17 protein-coding genes are annotated in these 21,703 nt (G+C 56.0%); 14 read left to right on the forward strand and 3 right to left on the reverse strand.

Going from position 1 to position 21,703, the window contains the following annotated elements; all coding sequences use genetic code 11:
* Nucleotides 1–152 precede the first annotated feature (152 nt).
* The 4 genes from ACFQW4_RS02210 to ACFQW4_RS02225 all read left to right on the forward strand — a co-directional run bounded on the left by ACFQW4_RS02210 (nt 153) and on the right by ACFQW4_RS02225 (nt 4,846).
* Nucleotides 153–2,282 carry a TonB-dependent siderophore receptor gene (locus ACFQW4_RS02210; RefSeq protein ID WP_377723497.1) on the forward strand — a complete coding sequence of 710 codons (2,130 nt, stop codon included), beginning with the start codon at nt 153–155 and terminating at the stop codon, nt 2,280–2,282.
* 40 nt (nt 2,283–2,322) lie between these two features.
* Nucleotides 2,323–3,432 carry an ABC transporter substrate-binding protein gene (locus tag ACFQW4_RS02215; protein WP_377723994.1) on the forward strand — a complete coding sequence of 370 codons (1,110 nt, stop codon included), beginning with the start codon at nt 2,323–2,325 and terminating at the stop codon, nt 3,430–3,432.
* Between the two features lie 116 nt (nt 3,433–3,548).
* Nucleotides 3,549–3,701 (forward strand): general stress protein, encoded by a 153-nt coding sequence (locus ACFQW4_RS02220; protein WP_101761338.1) that lies wholly within the window; start codon nt 3,549–3,551, stop codon nt 3,699–3,701.
* Between the two features lie 248 nt (nt 3,702–3,949).
* Nucleotides 3,950–4,846 (forward strand): SDR family oxidoreductase, encoded by an 897-nt coding sequence (locus ACFQW4_RS02225; protein ID WP_101761337.1) that lies wholly within the window; start codon nt 3,950–3,952, stop codon nt 4,844–4,846.
* 35 nt (nt 4,847–4,881) lie between these two features.
* On the opposite strand, the gene ACFQW4_RS02230 is transcribed toward ACFQW4_RS02225, so the two are convergent.
* Nucleotides 4,882–5,787: a LysR family transcriptional regulator gene (locus ACFQW4_RS02230; protein WP_377723500.1), complete on the reverse strand. Its 906-nt coding sequence runs from the start codon at nt 5,785–5,787 to the stop codon at nt 4,882–4,884.
* A 147-nt stretch (nt 5,788–5,934) separates the two neighbouring features.
* On the opposite strand from ACFQW4_RS02230, the gene ACFQW4_RS02235 reads away from it, so the two are divergent.
* Nucleotides 5,935–6,681 carry an SDR family oxidoreductase gene (locus ACFQW4_RS02235; protein WP_271460310.1) on the forward strand — a complete coding sequence of 249 codons (747 nt, stop codon included), beginning with the start codon at nt 5,935–5,937 and terminating at the stop codon, nt 6,679–6,681.
* A 39-nt stretch (nt 6,682–6,720) separates the two neighbouring features.
* Here the strand turns inward: ACFQW4_RS02235 and ACFQW4_RS02240 are convergent, their stop codons facing one another.
* Entirely contained in the window at nt 6,721–7,893 is a 1,173-nt protein-coding gene (locus tag ACFQW4_RS02240) for an ROK family protein (protein WP_377723502.1), read from the reverse strand.
* 151 nt (nt 7,894–8,044) lie between these two features.
* Between ACFQW4_RS02240 and ACFQW4_RS02245 the strand changes: the two genes are divergently transcribed.
* Genes ACFQW4_RS02245 through ACFQW4_RS02260 form a run of 4 tightly spaced genes read left to right on the forward strand, consistent with a single transcriptional unit; the run spans nt 8,045 to nt 12,880 of the window.
* Nucleotides 8,045–9,364, forward strand: a complete 1,320-nt coding sequence (locus ACFQW4_RS02245; protein ID WP_377723504.1) for an MFS transporter — start codon at nt 8,045–8,047, stop codon at nt 9,362–9,364.
* 10 nt (nt 9,365–9,374) lie between these two features.
* Nucleotides 9,375–11,018 carry a GMC family oxidoreductase gene (locus ACFQW4_RS02250; protein WP_377723506.1) on the forward strand — a complete coding sequence of 548 codons (1,644 nt, stop codon included), beginning with the start codon at nt 9,375–9,377 and terminating at the stop codon, nt 11,016–11,018.
* Nucleotides 11,011–12,090 carry a M24 family metallopeptidase gene (locus tag ACFQW4_RS02255; RefSeq protein WP_377723508.1) on the forward strand — a complete coding sequence of 360 codons (1,080 nt, stop codon included), beginning with the start codon at nt 11,011–11,013 and terminating at the stop codon, nt 12,088–12,090. Before ACFQW4_RS02250 ends, ACFQW4_RS02255 begins: the two co-directional genes overlap by 8 nt.
* A 10-nt stretch (nt 12,091–12,100) precedes the next feature.
* A complete protein-coding gene (locus tag ACFQW4_RS02260) occupies nt 12,101–12,880 on the forward strand; it encodes an SDR family oxidoreductase (RefSeq protein WP_377723510.1) in 780 nt (259 codons plus the stop codon).
* Between the two features lie 47 nt (nt 12,881–12,927).
* On the opposite strand, the gene ACFQW4_RS02265 is transcribed toward ACFQW4_RS02260, so the two are convergent.
* Complete coding sequence (locus ACFQW4_RS02265; protein WP_271460304.1) at nt 12,928–13,287, reverse strand: NUDIX hydrolase; 360 nt, start codon at nt 13,285–13,287, stop codon at nt 12,928–12,930.
* A gap of 129 nt (nt 13,288–13,416) precedes the next feature.
* On the opposite strand from ACFQW4_RS02265, the gene ACFQW4_RS02270 reads away from it, so the two are divergent.
* From ACFQW4_RS02270 to treY, 5 genes are all read left to right on the forward strand, one after another.
* Nucleotides 13,417–14,166, forward strand: a complete 750-nt coding sequence (locus tag ACFQW4_RS02270) for a DeoR/GlpR family DNA-binding transcription regulator (protein ID WP_110867175.1) — start codon at nt 13,417–13,419, stop codon at nt 14,164–14,166.
* A 142-nt stretch (nt 14,167–14,308) separates the two neighbouring features.
* Nucleotides 14,309–15,199 (forward strand): oxidoreductase, encoded by an 891-nt coding sequence (locus tag ACFQW4_RS02275; RefSeq protein ID WP_377723512.1) that lies wholly within the window; start codon nt 14,309–14,311, stop codon nt 15,197–15,199.
* A 200-nt stretch (nt 15,200–15,399) separates the two neighbouring features.
* Nucleotides 15,400–16,839 (forward strand): glycine betaine/L-proline transporter ProP, encoded by a 1,440-nt coding sequence (gene proP / locus ACFQW4_RS02280; RefSeq protein WP_101761326.1) that lies wholly within the window; start codon nt 15,400–15,402, stop codon nt 16,837–16,839.
* A 588-nt stretch (nt 16,840–17,427) separates the two neighbouring features.
* Nucleotides 17,428–19,212, forward strand: a complete 1,785-nt coding sequence (gene treZ / locus ACFQW4_RS02285) for a malto-oligosyltrehalose trehalohydrolase (RefSeq protein ID WP_377723514.1) — start codon at nt 17,428–17,430, stop codon at nt 19,210–19,212.
* Nucleotides 19,209–21,695 carry a malto-oligosyltrehalose synthase gene (treY, locus tag ACFQW4_RS02290; RefSeq protein WP_101761323.1) on the forward strand — a complete coding sequence of 829 codons (2,487 nt, stop codon included), beginning with the start codon at nt 19,209–19,211 and terminating at the stop codon, nt 21,693–21,695. The genes treZ and treY overlap by 4 nt, the downstream gene beginning before the upstream one ends.
* The last annotated feature ends 8 nt before the right edge of the window (nt 21,696–21,703 follow it).

Genomic DNA, 21,703 nt, shown 5'->3' on the forward strand with positions numbered 1-21,703 from the left:
GTAGTGAATTACCCACTTACTACTTAGATCTAAGATGTAAGCCAATGAATTTAAGAAAATAAAAATGTAACAGATTCGTAATCATTTCCATTTACTACTACATTACAACATGGTTGAATGATTCTCAATTGCATTGCACCAGGTAATAAAGAATGAATAACAACAAGCCGTCGGCTTTTAAATCTCAACGCCATCCCGCCATTCTGGCTGCGATTTACGGCGTCAGCATTTGGGGTTCCACCAGCAGTTTTGCCGCCGAGGAGAGCAACACGCTCACCGTTTCAGCGCAGGAAGATAACGCACAAGGTTACAACGTCACTAATAGCGCGATCGGCGGTAAAACCTCCACGCCGCGCATTAATCAGGCGCAGTCGGTCAGCGTGGTTACGCAGCAGCAGCTGGAGGATTATCAGGCGTCGAGTCTTGCCGACGCGATGCGTTTTGTCAGCGGCGTTACGGAAGGCAACACGCTGGCAGGCACCGAAGATGGCTTCGTGCGTCGCGGCTTTGGCAGCAACTCGGATGGTTCGATCTATCGCGATGGCGTGCGCAGCAGCCAGGGTTTGAACTTTGATGCCACCACTGAGCGCGTTGAAGTGTTGAAAGGCTCCGCATCGCTGCTGTACGGCATCCAGAATCCGGGTGGCGTAATCAATGTGATAAGCAAAAAGCCGCAGTATGAGTGGCACAGCAAAGTCAGCGGCCGAACCTCCAGTGAAGGCGGTGGCGCGGGCACGGTGGATGTCACCGGACCGCTTGGCAACGGCTTCGCCTTCCGCCTGATTGCGGAAAAACAGAATCAGGATTACTGGCGCAATTTCGGCAGCGAAAAGCACACGCTGATCGCGCCCTCGCTGCAGTGGTTTGGTGAGCAAGCCAGCTTCCTGATTAGCTATTCAGATTATCAGTACGACATTCCTTACGATCGTGGCACCGCATTCATCAACGGTAAGCCGCTGGATATGGACTACAAAGATCGTCTGGATGACAAAGCCAACCATGCATGGGGTCACAACAAAACCCTCAACGCCCATTATGACTGGCAGTTTAATGATGACTGGAGCACGCGCGTTACGCTCGGCTGGAACCAGCGTCAATACGATAATAATGAAGTGCGCGTCACGGCGGTCAATGCTAACACTGGCGTGGTGACGCGTCGTGCCGATGCCAATCGCGGTTTTAACCATAAAACCAAATATGTTTCGTGGGACGTGATCGGCTCACCGCAAGTGTTTGGGATGACGCACGATCTGGTGCTGGGCACCGATTACGAGATGATCCAAACCTATCGCGCGCATCAGTATCAGGGCAAAGCCAACACCGGTTTCAACTTCACCGATCCGCAGTACGATATTCTGTCGCCTGTTACCAACAGCAGCACCGAAAACAGCGCCAACGCCAATAACCTCAACCGCACGCACAGCCGTTCAATCTATGCCAAAGACAGCATCAGCCTGACGGAAAACTGGATTGCGGTGCTGGGCGGACGCTATCAGCATTACGAGCAACGCGCCTCGAAAGGTTTTGATCCGGTGGTGCAAACGCTGGACAGCGAAGGCAACAAATTCCTGCCGCAGGCCGGTTTGATCTACAAAGTGACGCCGGACGTTTCGCTCTACACCAGCGTGAGTAAATCCTTCACACCATCGACCGATGTTGATGATGATGGCAACGTCGGTAAACCGGAACAGGGCACCACATGGGAAGTCGGCAGCAAGTGGCAGATTTCACCGAAGCTGTTTGCCAGCGTCGCGCTGTATCGCATCAACGAGCGTGATATGTCGCTAAGCATTAACGGCACCACGCGCGCCATCAATAAAGCGCGCTCCAGCGGCGCGGAATTTGAGTTAAATGGCGAAGTGCTGCCGGGCTGGGATCTCAGCGCCAACTACAACTACGACAAAGCCGAGATCGTGGATGACGGTGTTAACGCGGCTAATAACGGCAATCGCCTGCAGAATGCGCCGCGCCACGCAGGCGCGCTCTATCTGAGCCATAATCTGGCGATCTCCGGCATTCCGGGCGATTTCCGCGTAGGCGGCGGTGCGCGCTATGTGGGAACGCGCGCCGGCGATCCGGAAAACAGCTTTACCCTGCCCGATTATGTGGTGGCGGACAGCTTTGTCGCCTGGAACAATCAGCTGTTTGGCGAGAAAACCCAGCTGAAGCTCAATCTGAATAACCTGTTCAACAAACATTATTACACCTCCAGCGGCGGCAATCTGCGCGTGCGTGAAGGAGAAACCCGCAACCTGATGCTCGAGGCCAGCGTTGAATTCTGATTCGATATTTGTACGACGTGCGCCAGGCTTGTCCGGCCCGATGTTGGTGGTGCTGGCCTGTTTTCTGCTGGTGCTCAGTAGCGTGGCCTGGGCAAAAACCATCACCGATATCGACGGCAATCGCGTTGAGATCCCCGATCGTCCGCAGCGTATCGTGCTGGGTGAAAGCCGCATGCTGTATACGCTGGCGTTACTGGAGCCTGGCGATCCGTTTCAGCACATTGTGGCGTGGCCGCAGGATCTGAAGAAGTACGACAGCCAAACCTGGAACAGTTTTGCCCGTCACTTTCCCCAGATGCTGAAAATCCCGTCGCTGGGTGCTGGCGGGCCGAACGCCATCAATCCCGAGCAGATTCTGGCGCTGAAACCGGACGTGGTGATTTTGCCGAGTCTGGCACGCTACGATGATGCCGACCTGCGCCTGGTCACCATGCTGAAAGCGGCGCACATTCCGGTGGTGAAGATCGATCTGCGCGTGCATCTGCTGAAAAACACCCGCCGCAGCGTGGAGATATTTGGCGAAGTGCTGAATCAGCAGGCGCGGGCAGAAGCGTTTAATCGTTTCTACCAGCAGCATATGCAGGTGATACATGATCGCTTAGCCAGCTATCAGGGCGCGAAACCGTCGGTGCTGCTGCAACTGCATCTTGGACGCCGTAACGAATGTTGCGTGACGGCGATCAACGGCAGCCTCGGCGAATTACTCAACGCGGCGGGCGGCGACAATATCGCCAACAAAACCCAGCACGGCGTGTTTGGTCGCCTGAGTGAAGAGAGCGTGATTGCCGCTCAGCCGCAGTACTATTTTGCTACCGGCTTTGGCGATAACGCCTCGCAGGGCTTACTGAAATTAGGGCCAGACGTGGCACCCGAAACCGTGCTGGCTAGTTTCAAACAGCTCACCGCGCAGCAAAACGGTTTACGCGAATTATCGGCATTGAAAAATGGTCACTCGGCGGTGATCTGGATGAATTTCTACCTCAGTCCGTGGCACTTTGCGGCGACAGAATTTATGGCTAAAACACTCTATCCACAGCTGTTTGCGGACCTGGAACCCGAAAAGACCCTGCAGCAGATTTTTCGTGATTTCTTACCGATTCCCTATAGCGGCACTTATTTTATTAACATCCCGCCAGAGAGCAATAAATAATCACTTCCGCTCCGCTTGTGATTAATCCGAACCTCGCTAATCTTAAATTGCAGCACGGGCATGGCGTTGAAGCCCTTATTTCCGCCATGCAACAACAACTCACGAGAGGATGTTTTATGGCTGAGCATAGAGGCGGTTCCGGTAATTTTGCTGACGATAAAAAGAAAGCATCAGAAGCCGGTAAAAAAGGCGGAGAAAAAAGCGGTGGTAGTTTCAAAGATGACCCCGCTAAAGCATCAGAAGCAGGTAAGAAAGGCGGCAAGAAGTAGCCAACCATGTTTTAAATAGCACATAGCACCTTGGAAATCCGCCAGGGCACGGACGCCCTAAGCATTATCCCCTTCTGCAGTCGCACCTCGATAAATATTGTTAATTACCTCACGTTACTGCTGCACTTTTTAACCCCCTTTCGTTTACCGTTTCGTCTTAATAAATCTGATTGCTCACTTTCTAACGTGACAAACATCACATTTATGCCAGGCTTAGTTTATTCACCTCATGCGACAAGGAGATATATATGACATCGCAAACCACAAATAAAACCCTTATTACTGAAACGTATCCGGTTCCGCCATTTAAAAAGCAGACGCAACCGATGCCGGGTTTGGCGAGCAAAATGGATCCCCGTCCCGATCATGGTGAAACCAGCTATCGTGGTACAGGTAAATTGACCGGTCGTAAAGCGCTCATCACCGGTGGTGATTCCGGTATTGGCCGCGCCGTGGCAATTGCTTATGCCCGCGAAGGTGCGGATGTCGCCATCAACTTCCTGCCGGAAGAGGAAGCTGATGCGGCAGAAGTGGTAAAACTGATTGAAGCCGAAGGCCGCAAAGCGGTGGCGATTCCGGGTGATATTCGTTCGGAAGAGTTCTGTCAGAAGCTGGTGGATCAGGCGGCTGAGCAGCTAGGCGGATTGGATATTCTGGTGAATAACGCCGGACGTCAGCAGTTTAATGAATCCATCCTGACACTCTCTACTGAAGATTTTGACGCCACCTTTAAGACTAACGTCTATGCGATGTTCTGGATCACCAAAGCGGCGCTGAAATATCTGCCAGCTGGATCGTCCATCATCAACACCTCGTCGGTGCAGGCGTACCAGCCAAGCGCGATCCTGCTGGATTATGCGCAGACCAAAGCGTCGATTGTCGCGTTTACCAAAGCGCTTGCGAAGCAGCTGGGTGAAAAGCAGATTCGCGTCAACGCGGTTGCGCCTGGCCCATACTGGACCGCGCTGCAGGTGAGCGGCGGACAACCGCAGGAGAAAGTGGAGAAGTTCGGTGAATCCGCACCGCTGGGTCGTCCGGGACAACCGGCTGAAATCGCCCCGCTGTACGTCACTTTTGCCGATGTGAAAAACAGCTTCACCTCCGGCCAGGTGTGGTGCTCTGATGGCGGCACCGGCACGCTGTAATCATCTTTGGGGTCGCTATTCGTGGCGACCCCGCTCTACCCGTTCAATCGCCCAGGAAATACGTCCCTCAGCCATCCGATAAATACCCGTAATCGCTGCGTAAGATGACGATTCTGCGGATAAACCACATGAAACGGATAATTCCCCGGCCGCCACGCCGCCAGAATCTCAACCAATTTTCCCGCCTGTAAATCTGCTGCCGCTGCATAGCGGAAGGTCTGAATAATCCCTAAACCCGCAACCGCTGCCGCCAAATGCGCGTTACTTTCATTGACGCCAATCCGATGCTCACTCTTAATCTCAAGCTGCTCTTCGCCCTGGGTAAAACGAAACGGAAACGCCCTGCCGCTCTGCGGTGACAAATAGCTCACCATGCGATGACCATTTTTCAGCTCCTGCGGATAAGCCGGTACGCCATAGGTTTTCAGATAGCCCGGCGCGGCGCAGGTAATCATCTCCGCATCCCCTAAATGACGCGCCACCAGCGACGAATCGCTAAGCGGACCGCCGCGAATCACGCAATCGACGTTACCGCTGATCAAATCCACCGCGCGATCCGCAACGCCAAGATCGATACGAATGTCCGGATAGCGGGCAATGAAATCGGGCAGCGCCGGAATCAACACATCGCGCGCGGTTGAGCCGCCAATATCAATACGCAGATAGCCGCCAGGTTTGGCGCTTTCCGCATTAAACGAGTGATCGATATCTTCCAAATCGCGCACGATGCGCAGCGCTTTTTCATAGTAATCGCGCCCTTCTGGCGTCACCGTGACGCGCCGCGTGGTGCGTTGCAGCAAGCGAATGCCGAGATGCGCTTCCAGTTCCTGCACCAGTTTGCTCAGCGTGGCATTCGGCATATCGAGCGAATCCGCCGCACGCGTAAAGTTGCCCGCTTCGACGACGCGCGCAAAGGCCTTTATCGCCAATAACTGATCCATGCTGTTTTCCGCCGCCTTAAATTATCCACACATAGAAATAGTCATTTCGATTTTACACCATTTATCAGCAAACGCCGTGAAGATAGATTGCTTCTCATGCACTGCAACGCAGTCATCAAAACCTCATCACCCATTGGAGAAGCAAACATGAACGCACTCAACGGCAAAATCGCATTGGTAACCGGCGGCACAACTGGCATTGGTCTGGCAGCCGCGCAGGAGTTGGCGACACAAGGCGCACGCGTGTTTATCACCGGTCGTCGTCAGGCGGAGCTTGATGCGGCAGTCGCCAGCATCGGTGCCAGCGCCAGCGGTATTCGCGCTGATGCTGCGGTGCTAAGCGACCTCGACAACGTTTACGCAGAAATCGCCAAACAAGCAGGCCGTCTCGATATCCTGTTCGCCAACGCCGGTGGCGGCGACATGCTGCCGCTTGGCGCCATCACCGAAGAGCATTTTGACCGTATCTTTGGCACCAACGTGCGCGGCGTGCTGTTTACCGTGCAGAAGGCGTTGCCGCTACTGAGTGACAATGCCTCGGTGATCCTCACCTCGTCCACCACATCGGTTCAGGGTACTGCCGGATTCAGCGTATACAGCGCCAGTAAAGCCGCGGTGCGCAACTTTGCCCGCTCATGGGCGCTGGATGTGAAAGATCGCGGTATTCGCGTTAACGTTGTGAGTCCCGGCCCGGTGCGCACGCCAGGTTTGGGTGGTTTGGTGCCGGAAGATCAGCAGCAAGGATTGTTTGATGCGCTGGCGGCGCAGGTGCCGTTAGGTCGTCTTGGCGAACCTGGCGAAATTGGCAAAGTGGTGGCGTTTTTAGCGTCCGATGCGTCCAGCTTTATTAACGCCGCTGAGCTGTTCGTCGATGGCGGTATGGCGCAGGTCTGAAAGCTATTTTGTAGGTCGCCATTTATGGCGACCACGCTCTCAAGCCGCACTGGGTTCCGCCTCAACATACAAATAACCAATCCCCAGCACCTGCCGCGCCCGATCCAGCTGACCAAAATGCACATTGGTGCCTTTGCTTTTCAACGCATCACGCGGATCGAACGGATTGAAATCGATCTGTCGCACAATGGTCTGCAACCAACTGTCACCAAAGGTACAGCTGCGACCATATAACCAAATCTGATTAATATTCAGCGTGTTGAGAAAATTATATAAGCTCATACCAATCGCTTCGGCGGCGCGCTGTGCCCACGCTACAATCCAGGGTTCGCCCGCTTGCCACGCTTGCAATAACTGCGTGCTGCTGGGCTGCGGCGCTTCGGGATCGCGCTGATGAGCCGCCTGTTTTAAGGTGCTGAGTGAGGCCACCGTTTCCAGACACCCCTGACGCCCGCAACTGCAGCGCTGACCATTAGGCTCAATGATGGTGTGGCCGATTTGTCCGCTGCCGTACAAATTGCCGCGAAAAATCTCACCGTTGATCACAAATGATGAGCCGATGCCGTAATCCACATTGATGACGCAGAATTCGCTGAGCGCATTGCGGTTTAACCACTTCTCAGCCAGCGCCAGCATCACGCAGTCGTTATCTACACGCACTTCCACGCCGAGCTTCTCCTCCAGCAGAAATTTTAACTGCAACGGCGTTTTCCACGCGGCCTGCGGCATATGCTGTGACACACCGGTTACCGGATCGACCTGACCATGCACTGCCAGCGCCAGATTAATGCGTCGCTTCGGCCACTGTTTGCAGGTTTTCCGCCACACCGCCTCAATCTCACTGAGCAATGCTTCCGGCGTTTCCGCTTTGATGGCGACTTGCTCAAATTCTCCCTGCGCTACCAGCTGCGCATCGGCCAGTTGCCGTTCAATGCTGCTCGGTTTGACGCATAAACACAGCGTCCAGGCACCGTTGGATGGCAGTTCAAAACTGCCATTGCTGTTACCGCGAGCGCTCATCAGCGCCTCTGAGTGTTGCAGTTTTCCTTCATCCAGCAGTGCCTGCAAAATTTTGCTGGTAGCCGGAATGGTTAAGCCGCTGAGGTGTGCCAATTGAGATTTACTGAGTTGCTTATGCCGCCACATCAGCGACATAAACAGCGCCTTATTATGTTTTCGCACCTGCAAATTGTTCAAACCCACCGGCTTCATTTTGTCTCCATCACACCCATCCGCCCCGTTTACTAAACAGAGTTTACTGTCTTTTGTGATGGTTTCGCCATCCTCTTTACTACCGTTGCCTTAAAGTTCGTGCTCATCCCAATAACAAAAAAATATCCTCACCTCCCAAGAGACATTGAACATGACAACATCACCTGCAAACCATCCGTGGCTGATCCGCCTCGGTATTCCACCCGCGCTGGCCTGGGGCTACGTCGCTGTATTGCTGTTTATGATTGGCGATGGCGTGGAGTCGAACTATCTCGCGCCTTACCTGCATGAAAATGGTTTCTCACTCAATATCGCGGCGGCGGTGATCGCCTTCTACGGCGTCACCGTTACGCTCGGTTCGTGGCTGGCCGGTTCACTCTCCACACTCATTGGCCCGCGCAAAGTGATGCTGGCAGGCGGTGTGATCTGGATTGTGTTTGAAGTGCTGTTCCTCGCCATCGCCTTGCCTTCCCATAGCGTGGCCTTGCTGGCGTTAACCTACGGTTTGCGCGGCGTTGCCTACCCCATGTTTGCCTATGCGTTTCTGGTGTGGATTCAGGCCGCCGCACCCGCCGATATGCGCGGTTCAGCAACCGGTTGGTTCTGGCTGGCGTTTACCGGCGGCTTGCCCACGCTGGGATCGCTGGTGGCGATCTTCTCAATACAGTTGATTGGTGAATATGCCACGTTCTGGCTTTCGCTTGGGCTGGTTGTGTTGGGGTTGCTGGTCATGGCGATCGCGCTGAAAGAACGCAGCGGCTATCAGTCGTTGCTCGATGAGCAACACCGTCAGCAGAGCGTTGCGCGTACGCTGATGGGCGGCATCGATATTTTGTGGCGTGAACCGCGCATCGCCGCCGCTGCCGTAGTGCGCATCATCAACACCACGCCTTACTTCGGCTTCTTTATTTTCCTGCCGGGCTTTTTCACCGAGCAGATTGGATTTACGCAAACCGAATACCTCAGCCTGATCACCATCATGGGTTTAGTCGGCATGAGTTTTAATCCCATTGTCGGCAAGCTTAGCGATCGCATCGGCTGGCGCAAAGTGCTGACGGTATTTGGTGGACTCGGCTCTGGCATCTCAATGTTGCTGATGTATTTTGTGCCGCAATGGAGCCACGGCAGCTTTGTCCTCAGCGTCATCTGCGCGTGTTTATATGGCATCACCTTGTGCGGCTATGTTCCCGCTGCCGCGCTGTTCTCTTCCCTGTGCCAGCCAAAAGATAAAGGTAACGCGATGGCGATTTACTGCTTTGCTGCCGGGCTTTCCACTTTCTTTGGCCCCGCGCTCTATGGCGCCTTCAACGCACTGTTTGGCACCTCGGGCGTGGTGTGGGGTTACGCCGCGTTGTACTTGATCAGCGCCATTGTTTCCTGGTGCTTCCTGCTCAGCCCGCTGGATCCCGGCGAGCAGCATAATCCCGAGGCGCAGCGCCTGCGCCGTTTAGATTCTGTCGCTTCAGAGTAAAGAGATAACCATGAAAGAGTTTGATTACATTGTGGTGGGCGGCGGCAGCGCCGGTTGTATCGTCGCCGCCAGGTTAGTCACGGAAGGCAACGCGCGCGTGCTGCTGCTGGAAGCCGGGCGCGATGAGTATCACCCGGTGCTAAAGATGCCCGCAGGTTACATGAAGTTTCTCGCCAGCGACAAATTCCTCACCATGCACCAGACCGAGCCGCAGCCACAGCTCAACGGACGCGGCGTGATTGTGCCGCAGGCGAAAGTGTTGGGCGGCGGTTCGACGGTCAATGCGATGGTGTATATGCGCGGCCATCGCCAGGATTACGCCGACTGGAACAGCGCACTCGGCAATCAGGGCATCGACTGGTCGTGGGATGCGCTGCTGCCGCACTTTACCGCCATCGAGGATAACGATCATCTCGGTGCGCCCCATCACGGCGTCGGCGGGCCAATGAAAGTGTCGCATCTCGGCCACTTCAGCCCACTGAGCCGCGCCTATGTGAAAACTCTGCAGGGATTGGGGATTCCTTACACGCCGGATTTCAATACCGGCAATCCGTTTGGCGTAGGCTTTATGCAGCACACCATTAACGGTCAGACGCGCCAGCGCTGCAGCGTGGTGGATGCCTTTATTACGCCGCTGCGCCATGACGCGCGCTTGACCATCGTCACCGGCGCGCAGGTAGAAGAGATCCTGTTTGAGGGCGCAAATGCCAGCGGCGTACGCTACACACAGGATGGCCATCCGCAACGTGCCTGCGCGCGTAAAGAGGTGATTCTGGCTGCCGGTGCCTATCAAACGCCGAAGCTGCTGATGCTCTCCGGCATCGGTCCACAAGCCCAGCTAAAACAGCATGGCATCACGCTGCGTCAGCATTTGCCGGGTGTCGGCAAGAATTTGCAGGATCACTATGAAGTGCCGGTGGTGGCCAGCACCAACGGTGCGTTTGGCTATTATGGTCAGGATCGTGGCTGGCCGATGGTCAAAGCCGGCTTGCAATATATGTTGTTCAAAACCGGTCCGGTCACCACCACCGGCGTGGAAACCTGCGCCTTCTTTGACCCAATCGATTTCGGCGCCACGCCAACGATTCAGATGTTTTGCGTGCCTACGGTGTATCTCGACCGCGACGTGATGGGCGCCGATCCCGGCCATGGCGTTACCGTCAATTCGCTGCTGCTGCGCCCCAAAGCGACCGGCGAGGTCACGCTGCGCGATAGCAGCGCCAGCAGCTTGCCGATTATCGATACACAAATCTTTGGTCATCCCGACGATTTGGCGCGCACCATCGCCGGTTTCCGTTTTGCGCGTAAGGTCATCACCGCGACGCCCATCGGCGCGATGGTGCAGCAAGAGATTTTCCCTGGTGCAGAGATTACGTCAGATGAAAAGATTGCCGAACACTGCAAACGCATGGTGAAAACCGGCTATCACCCGGTTGGCACTTGCCGCATGGGCCACGATAACGATCCGCTGGCGGTGTTACACGACGACCTGCGCGTGCGCGGCGTTAACCGCCTGCGCGTGGTCGATGCCTCAATGATGCCCAACATTATCAGCGGCAACACCAATGCCATTGTGATGGCGGTGGCCCATCGTGCTGCTGAATTGCTATTGCAGACGCAGCAGAGCGAGAGCAAGGAGCACGCTTATGAGTGAAAAATTATCCCGCCTGCAGCGTGCACTCGCCTCCTGGCAACTCGATGGTGTGCTGCTTACCCGGCGCGATAACATCGCCTGGCTGACCGAAGGTGCCAGTTTTTACGTGGTGGAACGCGCTGAAGTCGGCGTGGCCAGCTTGCTCATCATGCAGGACAAGGTTCTGCTGCTCGCGCCTGAAAATGAGATGCCGCGTATCCTCGCCGAAGAATCGCTGCCGTTTGCCTGTGAAACGCTGAGTTACCCGTGGTTTCAATCGTTAAATACCCTGTTGCCTGAGGGCAAATTCGGCAGCGATACGCCGCAAAACGGCATGTCTGATATTCAACAAGCGATGGTGGCGCTGCGACAGGGCCTGAACAGCAACGAGCAGCAGCGATTTAAAGCGTTGGGGCGTGAAGCTGCGCAGATTGTCGAAGGCGTGGCGCGTCAGTTACAAACAGGCGTGACGGAATGGCAGGTGGAGGCCGAGATTGTCGCAGCCTGTCTGGCACGCGGTATTCGTCCGATGTGCACCTTAGTAGCGGCCGATGAGCGTATTAGCGCGTTCAAACATCCGGTGCCCACGCAGAAAAAGCTGCAACAACACATGCTGATCACGCTCGGCGCTGAGCGCCACGGGCTGCACGTGAGCCTGACGCGGTTAGCGCATATCGGCGAACCTGGTCCCGCGTTACGCCAGCACCTCAACACGTTGTGCCAGATCCACGCCGACATTCTCTGTGCAACGCAGCCGGGCCAAAGCTGGTCAACGCTATTTCAGGCAATTAAAGATGCCTATCAGCGGCACGGACATGGCGATGCGTGGCGCGATCATCATCAGGGCGGCCCGGCGGGTTATGGTTGCCGCGACGTGATCCTAACGCCAGATTCGCGCGGTGATATTCATTCTGATATTGCCGTGGCGTGGAATCCCACGCTCAGCGGCGTAAAAAGCGAAGATACCTTTTTGCTCACCGCTGAGGGCTGCGAAGCCTTAACGCGCAGTGGCGAATGGCCAATGATTACCGTGCAGCGCGGCGAGCGCACGTTGTACTTCCCAGACTGGCTGGCATTACCGGCATCTTCATAAGGAGGCGATTATGTCATCACGATTACCTAATAAAACCGCGCTTATCACCGGTGCTGGCAGCGGCATAGGCAGCGCAATCGCTACACTGTTTGCGCAACAAGGTGCTCGCGTGGCGCTGTTCGATCTTGACGGTGAAACCACCGAAGCGCTGGCGGCAGAGTTGAAGCAGCAAAGTGGCCAACACTGTTTTGCCTATAGCGCAGATGTCACGCAACCCGAGGAGGTGCAGCGGGCGGTGGGCGAAGCGCAGCAAGCGCTGGGCCCGATTGATATTCTGATCAACTGCGCGGGCGTGAATGTGTTTCGCGATCCGCTGGCGCTGGAAGATGACGACTGGCAGCGCTGTATGGAGGTCAATCTGAAAGGACCCTACAACCTGATCCGCAGCGTGCTGCCGGGCATGCTGGCGCGCCAGTACGGCAATATCGTTAACGTCGCGTCGGTACACGGGCACAAAATCATTCCCGGCGCGTTTCCCTATCCGGTCGCCAAGCACGGTTTGATTGGCCTCACGCGTTCGCTGGGCGTGGAGTACGCCAGCCAGGGCATTCGCATTAACAGCATTTCTCCGGGTTTGATCATGACGCCCGCCGCTGAAGCCTGGCTGGCAAGCTGTCCCGATCCGCAAGCCGAGCGTGAACGGCAGGCCGCTTTGCTACCGTGCAAACGTATTGGTGAACCGCAGGAAGTGGCATATACCGCGCTGTTTCTCGCCTCGGACGAAGCGCGCTTCATCAATGCCACCGATATCCTGGTTGATGGCGGACGCAGCCAGATTTATCACGAGTAATAAATGATATTTTTATCGGGTCGCCATTCATGGCGACCACGCTTAATCTAACGCTCAATCACCGGAATCTCATCCAGTTGGGTAAAGATCGCCATCCCCCGCTCCTTGCCAATCCGCACATCGTTATCAGCCCCCTGCGACGCGCCCGGAATGCGTAAAATAGCATCGCAACAGTGAATCAAACGATGCGCCACCGGATAGAGAAAAGATTCACTGATTTCATCGCCAATTGTCTGCGAACCGGCGGCGCTCGCCAGCGGCAACGCCAGCCACTCACCGATCACCGGCGTATGTCCGCGCTGGTAGACCTGCAGGGCAATCTGGTCTAATTTCTTAATGTTTTCATGAATTAACACTTGATTGCCGTTGGTGCCGCTGCGTACGGGCCCTGCTATAAGAATCAACATTGCGTTTCTCCAAAAATTCGATGGTGTGGGCAAGCGTTTTTTTGCACGATTTGCCCGGCGATAGGTGACAAAATCTACGCTAACATGCATAATTGTGCAGATACAAGCAAAAACATGAATGAGAAAATAATGCTCTCCAGCCAACGTAAACAGCAAATCCTCGCCATTCTGAGCGAAGAGAAACAGGTGATGTCGAGCGAGCTTAGCCAGCGCTTTGCGGTGTCAGAGGACTCAATCCGCCGCGATCTGCGTGAGCTAGCCGCCGAAGGATTACTGCAACGTGTACACGGCGGTGCGCTGCCGGTTTCTGCCGCTATCGCACCGTTTGAAACACGCAAAAGCGTGCAGATTAGCTCTAAACGCCTTATCGCGCAGAAAGCGGTCCAACTGATCCAGCCCGGCCAGGTAGTGATTATCGATGGCGGCACTACCACCGCCGAGATGGTGAAATTGCTGCCGCCGGATCTGGCATTTACCGTGGTGACGCACAGCCCAAGCATTGCCGTGGCGCTGGTGGATTATCCGCAGGTTGACGTGATCATGATTGGCGGCCTGCTCTATCGCCATTCGGTGGTGGCGGTGGGTGCGGCGGTGCTGGAAGGCATTGCGCGGATTAATGCCGATCTGTTCTTCATGGGCGTGACCGGCGTGCACAAAACGGCGGGATTAACCACTGGCAACTACGAAGAGGCCGGGGTGAAACGTGCGCTTTCCGCACGCGCGGCGGAAACGGTGGTGATGGTGTCGAATGAGAAGCTGAATTCCGCTTCGGCGTTTGCCATCGGCGAATTATCACTGGCCAGCACCTTGATCGTTGATGCTCAACCCGATGACGAAATGTGCCAACTGCTGCGGAAAAAGCACATAACTGTGCTGTAAACGGCTATTCTTCGCTGCTAAACAATTAAGGTCATCGTACGCTTTCCAATCAAAGCCTATCCCGTAGCGGCGCGATTTATCGCGCAATGAATTGCGCCGCTACGATCCCTGCAAGCATTTTGATAATCAGGAGCTTAATAAGATGTCTGAGAATCCCACCATCGCCCTTATTGGACCGGGCGCGATTGGCACCACCATCGCAGCGGCGCTGCATGAAGCTGGACGCACGCCCACGATTTGCGGGCGTACCGCACATCCGCAGCTGGAGTTGCGTCACAACAGCGGCAAAATTATTGTTCCCGGCCCGGTGCTCACCAATCCCGCCGAGATAGCCCAGCCGTTCGATCTGGTGTTTGTGGCGGTGAAAACCACCCAGGTTGAGGATACCGCGCCATGGCTGGCGGCGCTGTGTGATGAAAATACCGTGGTGTGCGCGCTGCAGAATGGCGTGGAGCAGAAAAGCCAACTCGCGCCCTATGTCAATGGCGCGACCGTGCTGCCATCGGTGGTGTGGTTCCCGGCCCAGCGCGAACCGGACGCCTCGGTGTGGCTGCGCGAAAAGCCGCGCCTGACGCTGCCGGAAACGCCGCACGCTGAGTTGGTGGTTGCGGCACTGCGCGACACACGCTGCGCGGTCGATCTCTCCGCCGATTTCCTGACCATTGCCTGGCGCAAACTGCTGCAAAACGCGGTTGCCGGTTTAATGGTGCTGTCGAATCGTCGTGCGGGTATGTTCCAGCGCGACGACATCAGCGCGCTGGCGCTGGCCTATTTGCAGGAGTGCCTGACGGTAGCGCGCGCTGAAGGTGCCGCGTTAAAAGATGAGGTGCCGCAGGAGATTGTAGAACGATTTCACCGCGCACCGACTGATTTAGGCACCTCGATCCTTGCCGACCGCCAGGCCGACCGTCCGCTGGAGTGGGATATCCGCAACGGCGTCGTGCAGCGTTATGGTCGGGCGCGCGGTATTCCCACGCCAATCAGCGATGTGATTGTGCCGCTGCTGGCGGCCGGTAGTGAGGGGCCAGGCTGATCATCTACATTCACGGTCGCCATCCATGGCGACCTCCCTCAAACGTCCTAACTACCCGTGTTTTATCCTGCCAACTTGCGAGATGTTAAAATCTTTACTAGGGTTTGCGCTTCTTCTGCCTCTTATAGCTTTCTTTTCCATTTATGAAATTACGGCTGCGAAAGCTATAAGATCGCGCCATTTTCTCAACTGGGGAATTTATGAGCACAGGAACGGATACAACACACTCAGCCACAGCCAGTGGCTTGACCGTTGATGACATCACCGTTATCGACAACAAATTGCTGAAACGCGCGGTCGGTGCCGCCGCATTGGGTAATGCGATGGAGTGGTTTGACTTCGGCGTTTACAGCTATCTCGCCGTGATCATTGGCCAGGTCTTCTTCGCCGATGCCAGCGCTGCCGCGCAGCTGATCGCTTCGTTCGGTACCTTCGCCGCGGCGTTTTTAGTGCGTCCGATTGGCGGCATGGTGTTTGGCCCACTCGGCGACCGCATTGGACGTCAGAAGGTATTGGCGTTAACCATGATCATGATGTCGATCGGTACGTTCTGTATCGGTCTGATTCCGAGCTATGCCAGCATTGGTATCGCTGCGCCGATTCTGCTGCTGCTGGCGCGCTTGCTGCAAGGGTTCTCCACCGGTGGTGAATATGGCGGTGCCGCGACCTTTATCGCGGAATACTCCACCGACAAACGTCGCGGCTTTATGGGTAGCTTCCTTGAGTTCGGTACGCTGGGTGGCTATCTGCTGGGCGCCAGCCTGGTGACAGCAATGATCGCTTTCTTACCGCATCAAACCATGATGGATTGGGGCTGGCGTGTGCCGTTCTTCCTCGCCGCGCCGTTGGGTCTGTTCGGTTTGTATATCCGCTTAAAGCTGGAAGAGACGCCCGCGTTTAAAGATCACATGGATAAGCGCGAAGAGATGGAGCACAACAAGCCGCGCCTTAGCGTGTGGCAGATGCTGCGCGATCAACGTAAACCGCTGCTGAAATGTATTGGTCTGGTGCTGTTGTTCAACGTCTCCAATTATATGCTGACCGCCTATATGCCGAGCTATTTAACTGGCGTGCTGGGAATGAGTGAACTATCCGGCCTGATGTTGGTGATGGTGATTATGTTTATCATGATGCCGCTGACGTTAATGTGGGGATATCTCACCGACCGCATTGGTCGCCGTCCGGTGATTGGTTTAGGCGCGTTGGGCTTAATCGTGCTGGCGATTCCGAGCTACATGTTGATTGGTTCCGGCAATATGCTTTTGGTATTTGCCGGACTGGCGATTCTGGGCTTATTGCATACTTGTTTCAGCGGCACCATGCCGGCAACGTTACCGGCGCTATTTGTCACCGATATTCGTTATAGCGCGCTGGCAATTGGTTTTAACTTATCGGTTTCGCTATTTGGTGGCACCACGCCGCTGATTACCGCATGGCTGGTGGATACCACGCACAATAATCTGATGCCGGCGTATTACATGATCGGTGCCGGGATTATTGGTTTGCTGACGGTTTTAACCTTGAGTGAAACGGCCCGCAAACCGCTGAAAGGTTCATCGCCTGCGGTGGCAACAGAAGCGGAAGCGCATCGTTTGATCGATAAATTGCGTAAACGTAAGGTCAAGCATAAACCGGCTTAGGTTCGAGTCGGCATTAACAAAGGTCGCAGTCGGATTTAAAGCGATTTTGAGTTAAGAATACGCACGACTGCGGCAGCGCGGATGTTGAGGCGACATCCCAATCCGCTGAACGAATGAGGGATTCCAGGGCGAGCCGCAGGGATGCGGCGAGAGGCGGCGCTGAGCAGGAGCGAATCGCCGCCGGTCCGTCAGGAATTGTGAATGAGTGAAGGCACCGCGCAGCGGCGGGTTGGGCTGGCGCAAGGCCCGGGAGTGCAGAGGGCGCGGCCAGGCGTCCTCTGCTCGGTCGCCGCACGAAGACACTGCAACTGCCTCAGCATAGGGCGAACGAAAGTCGCTCTGCGCTAAACTGAGCAGCATTACGCCTTTTTGGCGACCTCATCTAACCGAAGCGTAAAAATCCCCCGCTTATTCGATAATTTCTTAAACCCACCTGAAATCCTCTCGCGCGCGCCAGAAAACGCCAAAATATCGACTATGATTTGTTGTCCGACCTAACTTTCATCCCAAATTATTTATCGTTTTCAGCCAGTAGCGAATCGCTTGATGTCGTCCATTGCCCCTGCGTGGGCTAAACGAGGCAATTGAATGGAATTCAGATCATTTGAAAAATCCTGGGGCGCTGAGATTCTTGCTGATGACAGCGTCCGTTTTCGTGTTTGGGCACCAGGGCAGCAGCACATCACCTTAAGACTTGCCGATAACTACACCGCCATGCTCGACGCAGGCGACGGTTGGTTTGAGCTGCAAGTCAGCGGCGTGGCGCCCGGTGCAGAGTATAACTTTGTGCTGGACGATGGCACGGTGGTGCCGGATCCCGCTGCGCGTGCGCAAAAGGCTGATGTTAACGGCCCTTCACTGGTGGTCGATCCGCAAAGCTATCGCTGGCAGCACACCGAATGGCAAGGTCGTCCGTGGCATGAAACGGTGGTGTATGAAATGCACATCGGTACCTTCACGCCCGAAGGCACTTTCCAGGCTGCGATAGCTAAATTGCCGTGGCTGGCCGAATTAGGCATCACGCAGTTGGAAGTGCTGCCGGTGTCGCAGTTTGGTGGCAATCGCGGTTGGGGCTACGACGGCGTGCTGCTCTACGCTCCGCATGCGGCTTACGGATCGCCGGATGATTTCAAAGCCTTTATCGATGCCGCGCACGCGCACGGTTTGTCGGTGGTGCTGGATATCGTGCTAAACCACTTTGGCCCGGAAGGCAATTACCTGCCGCTGCTGGCGCCGGCGTTTTTCCACCAGGAACGCATGACGCCGTGGGGCGCAGGCATTGCATATGATGTCGATGCTGTGCGGCGCTACATTGTCGAAGCACCGCTCTACTGGCTGCAGGAATTTAATCTTGATGGCCTGCGTTTTGATGCCATTGACCAGATTGAAGACAGCTCCAGTAAGCATGCGCTGATTGAGATTGCCGAACGCATCCGTCAGGAAATTCCCGAGCGCCCTATTCATCTCACCACCGAAGATTGCCGCAACGTTATCTTCCTGCATCCGCGCGACAAACAGGGCAACGCGCCGCTATTTACCGGTGAGTGGAACGATGATTTCCACAACGCGGTGCACGTGTTTGCAACCGGTGAAACTCACGCCTATTACGAAGATTTCGCCGACGTGCCGGAGAAGTTGGTGGCGCGTGTGCTGACTGAAGGCTTTGCTTATCAGGGCGAACTTTCACCGCAGAGTGGGCAGCGGCGCGGCGTGCCGAGCGCCAGCCAGCCGCCGGTGGCGTTTGTTGATTTCATTCAGAACCACGATCAGGTGGGTAACCGCGCGCAGGGCGATCGTTTGATCAGCCTGGCGGGCAGCGATCGCACCAAAGTGCTGCTGGCGACGCTGCTGCTGTCACCGCATATTCCGCTGCTATTTATGGGCGAAGAGTATGGCGAAACGAATCCCTTCCTGTTCTTCACCGATTTCCACGGCGATCTGGCCAAAGCGGTGCGTGAAGGGCGCGCGAAGGAGTTCACCGGGCACGCCGGGCATGACGAAGAGGTGCCGGATCCCAACGCCGAGCAGACCTTTACCCGCTCAAAACTTGACTGGGATAAGTTACAAACGCCTGAAGGCCAGAGCTGGCTGGCGCTAACGCGCGAGCTGCTGGCGCTGCGTCAGCAATATATCGTGCCGCTGCTGGCCGATGCGGGCGGCAACAGCGGCAAGGTGCTCGCCACCGCTGAAGGCTTTGTGGCCGTCAGCTGGCATTTCCCACAGGGCGAACTGTCGCTGGCGCTGAATATCGGCAAGCAGACGCAACCTTTACCCGCCACGCCAGGTCGCACGATTTTCGCCTGGCCGCAAGAAACTGAAGCATTATCACAACACGCCATCGTGGTGCGTTTGGATCAGGGAGCAACAAAATGAGTATTCCAACCGCGACGTATCGCATTCAGTTTCGCAACGGCATGACGTTTGATCGCGCCGCGGCGCTGGTGCCCTATCTGCAACGCCTTGGCATCAGCCATCTTTACGCGTCGCCGATATTTAGCGCCACCGCCGAATCCACCCACGGTTACGACGTCATCGATGCCAATGAGATCGAACCGGCGATTGGCGGCCGCGACGGCTTTAATCGTCTGGTTGAGGCGTTGCAGGACGCGGAGATTGGCTTGATTCTCGACATCGTGCCGAACCATATGGCGGCCTCGCTGGAGAATGCCTGGTGGCGTGATGTGATCGAGTATGGCGAGAGCAGCCGCTATGCCAATCATTTTGATATTGACTGGACGCGCCGCCTGACGCTGCCGTTTCTCGGCGACAGCTTCGAGAACGTGCTGGAAAACGGTGAGCTGAGCATTAAAGCACATCCGCAAACTGGCCATCCCGCGCTGGCGTACTACGACAGCTTTTACCCGCTGACGCCCGCCAGCTGGCAGGATCGCGCCGACGAGGTGCTGGCGATGACTGAAGCCAAAGCGATTGCTGAACTGCATGAGCAGCAGCCGTGGCGTTTGATCAGCTGGCGCGATGCACGCAGCGAGCTCTCTTATCGCCGCTTCTTTGAGATCACCGGGCTGGTCGGCGTACGCGTTGAAGACGAGGCGGTGTTTGCCGATTCCCACCGGCTGATTCTTGAACTGGTGCGCTCGGGCGCGGTCAGCGGCTTGCGCGTCGATCACGTTGATGGCCTTGCCGATCCGCAAGGCTATTTACGCCAGCTGCGCCAGGCCACCGGCCCGGATTGCTATATCACGGTGGAAAAGATCCTCGCCGAAGGGGAAAAGATCCCTGACGATTGGCCGATTTCTGGCACCACTGGCTACGAGTTTATTGCCGCGCTGTCGCACGCGCTGGTGGATGATTCGCAGATCGATACGCTGCATCTGGCCTATGAAGCCACCACCGGACAACGTAACGACGTCGAAGGCGGACTGCGCGTGGCGCGTGAATTGATGGTTGACCGCAATTTCGCCGGTGAGTTTGCGCGTTTGCTCAAGCTGGCGACGCAGATTGCCGGTTCTGAACATCGCAACCTCGGTGAAGCGGAACTGCACGTCGCACTGCGCGAAATCCTCATCGCCTTCCCGGTGTATCGCACCTACGGCCAGCAGGACGGCATGCCGCTCGAAGGCGAAGAGCTGCTGCAACAGGTGCTGGAAACAGTGAAAAACAGCGCGTCGCCAACGGTGTTGAGTTTGCTGCAGGCGATGCTGCTGGGCGCGGTTTCCGAAGAGAGCGAAAAAGACGCGCACGAATTCCGCATGCGCTTCCAGCAGCTGACCGGACCGCTGATGGCGAAATCGGTGGAAGACACGCTGTTCTTCCGCAATCACGTCGCGTTAGCGATCAATGAAGTGGGCGCAGAACCGCTGCCGCACGCCTTCTCGCTGGCGCATTTCCACAGCGAGATGCAAACGCGGCTGCAACAGCAGCCCGATGGCATCTCATCCACCTCAACCCACGACACCAAACGTGGTGAAGATGCGCGTGCGCGGCTGTATACGTTAAGCGAAGCACCCGCGCTGTGGGCGGAACACGTAGCGCGCTGGCGGCAGATTAATCAGGCGCAGGTGGTGGAACTGGACGATGGCGCCGCGCCGGAACCGGCGGTGGAATGGATGCTGTATCAGGCTTTAGCTGGCGTGTGGCCGACCACCTTGCAACCGCAGGATGCCAGCCAACTCGAAGAGCGCTTTATTCCTTTTGTCGAAAAAGCGTTACGCGAAGCCAAACTGCGCACCGACTGGGCAGAGAGCAACGAAGCCTACGAAAAAGCGGTGCTGGATTACGCGCGTCATCTGCTTTCACCGGCCAATCAGTTGTTCCTCAGCGACTTCAGCCACGCGTTGCAACCGTTTATTCAGGCCGGATTAATCAATAGCCTGACGCAAACGGTAATTAAACTCACCGCGCCGGGCGTGCCGGATATCTATCAGGGTAGCGAAGCGCTGGATTTCAGCCTGGTCGATCCCGACAACCGCCGCACGCCGGACTTCGCGCTGCTGGAGCAGCAGCTGGAAGAGTCTTCTTCGCCCGACTTCAACGACGCGCAAAACTGGCTGAGCGGCAAACTGAAACAACAGGTGATTGCACGCCTTCTGCATCTGCGCCGCGATTATCCGCAGCTGTTCCGCGTGGGCGATTATCAGCCGCTGGACGTCAGCGGCGAGCATCAGGAGAAAGTTATCGCCTTTGCGCGTCAGGACAGTAACCACGCGCTGCTGGTCATTCTTCCGCGCCTGAGTTTTGATAACGCGCAGTGGACGCAAACCGAAGTGGTACTGCCCGAGTCACTCGCCCATCGCCACTATCGCAACTTATGGAGTGGCGAAACCGTGACGATTGGCGATTACATCGCGCTGGATGAGGCGGCCTCAAGTGCGCCGTTAGTGCTGCTGAGCAGCTGATGCATTAC

This window comes from Pantoea sp. GCM10028869 (genome assembly GCF_042666835.1).
Classification (GTDB): domain Bacteria; phylum Pseudomonadota; class Gammaproteobacteria; order Enterobacterales; family Enterobacteriaceae; genus Pantoea; species Pantoea leporis.

Coding starts and splice junctions, on each gene's coding strand:
- ACFQW4_RS02210 (WP_377723497.1), top strand. CDS start 153: ATGAATAACAACAAGCCGTCGGCTTTTAAATCTCAACGCCATCCCGCC.
- ACFQW4_RS02215 (WP_377723994.1), top strand. CDS start 2,323: ATGTTGGTGGTGCTGGCCTGTTTTCTGCTGGTGCTCAGTAGCGTGGCC.
- ACFQW4_RS02220 (WP_101761338.1), top strand. CDS start 3,549: ATGGCTGAGCATAGAGGCGGTTCCGGTAATTTTGCTGACGATAAAAAG.
- ACFQW4_RS02225 (WP_101761337.1), top strand. CDS start 3,950: ATGACATCGCAAACCACAAATAAAACCCTTATTACTGAAACGTATCCG.
- ACFQW4_RS02230 (WP_377723500.1), bottom strand. CDS start 5,787: ATGGATCAGTTATTGGCGATAAAGGCCTTTGCGCGCGTCGTCGAAGCG.
- ACFQW4_RS02235 (WP_271460310.1), top strand. CDS start 5,935: ATGAACGCACTCAACGGCAAAATCGCATTGGTAACCGGCGGCACAACT.
- ACFQW4_RS02240 (WP_377723502.1), bottom strand. CDS start 7,893: ATGAAGCCGGTGGGTTTGAACAATTTGCAGGTGCGAAAACATAATAAG.
- ACFQW4_RS02245 (WP_377723504.1), top strand. CDS start 8,045: ATGACAACATCACCTGCAAACCATCCGTGGCTGATCCGCCTCGGTATT.
- ACFQW4_RS02250 (WP_377723506.1), top strand. CDS start 9,375: ATGAAAGAGTTTGATTACATTGTGGTGGGCGGCGGCAGCGCCGGTTGT.
- ACFQW4_RS02255 (WP_377723508.1), top strand. CDS start 11,011: ATGAGTGAAAAATTATCCCGCCTGCAGCGTGCACTCGCCTCCTGGCAA.
- ACFQW4_RS02260 (WP_377723510.1), top strand. CDS start 12,101: ATGTCATCACGATTACCTAATAAAACCGCGCTTATCACCGGTGCTGGC.
- ACFQW4_RS02265 (WP_271460304.1), bottom strand. CDS start 13,287: ATGTTGATTCTTATAGCAGGGCCCGTACGCAGCGGCACCAACGGCAAT.
- ACFQW4_RS02270 (WP_110867175.1), top strand. CDS start 13,417: ATGCTCTCCAGCCAACGTAAACAGCAAATCCTCGCCATTCTGAGCGAA.
- ACFQW4_RS02275 (WP_377723512.1), top strand. CDS start 14,309: ATGTCTGAGAATCCCACCATCGCCCTTATTGGACCGGGCGCGATTGGC.
- proP (WP_101761326.1), top strand. CDS start 15,400: ATGAGCACAGGAACGGATACAACACACTCAGCCACAGCCAGTGGCTTG.
- treZ (WP_377723514.1), top strand. CDS start 17,428: ATGGAATTCAGATCATTTGAAAAATCCTGGGGCGCTGAGATTCTTGCT.
- treY (WP_101761323.1), top strand. CDS start 19,209: ATGAGTATTCCAACCGCGACGTATCGCATTCAGTTTCGCAACGGCATG.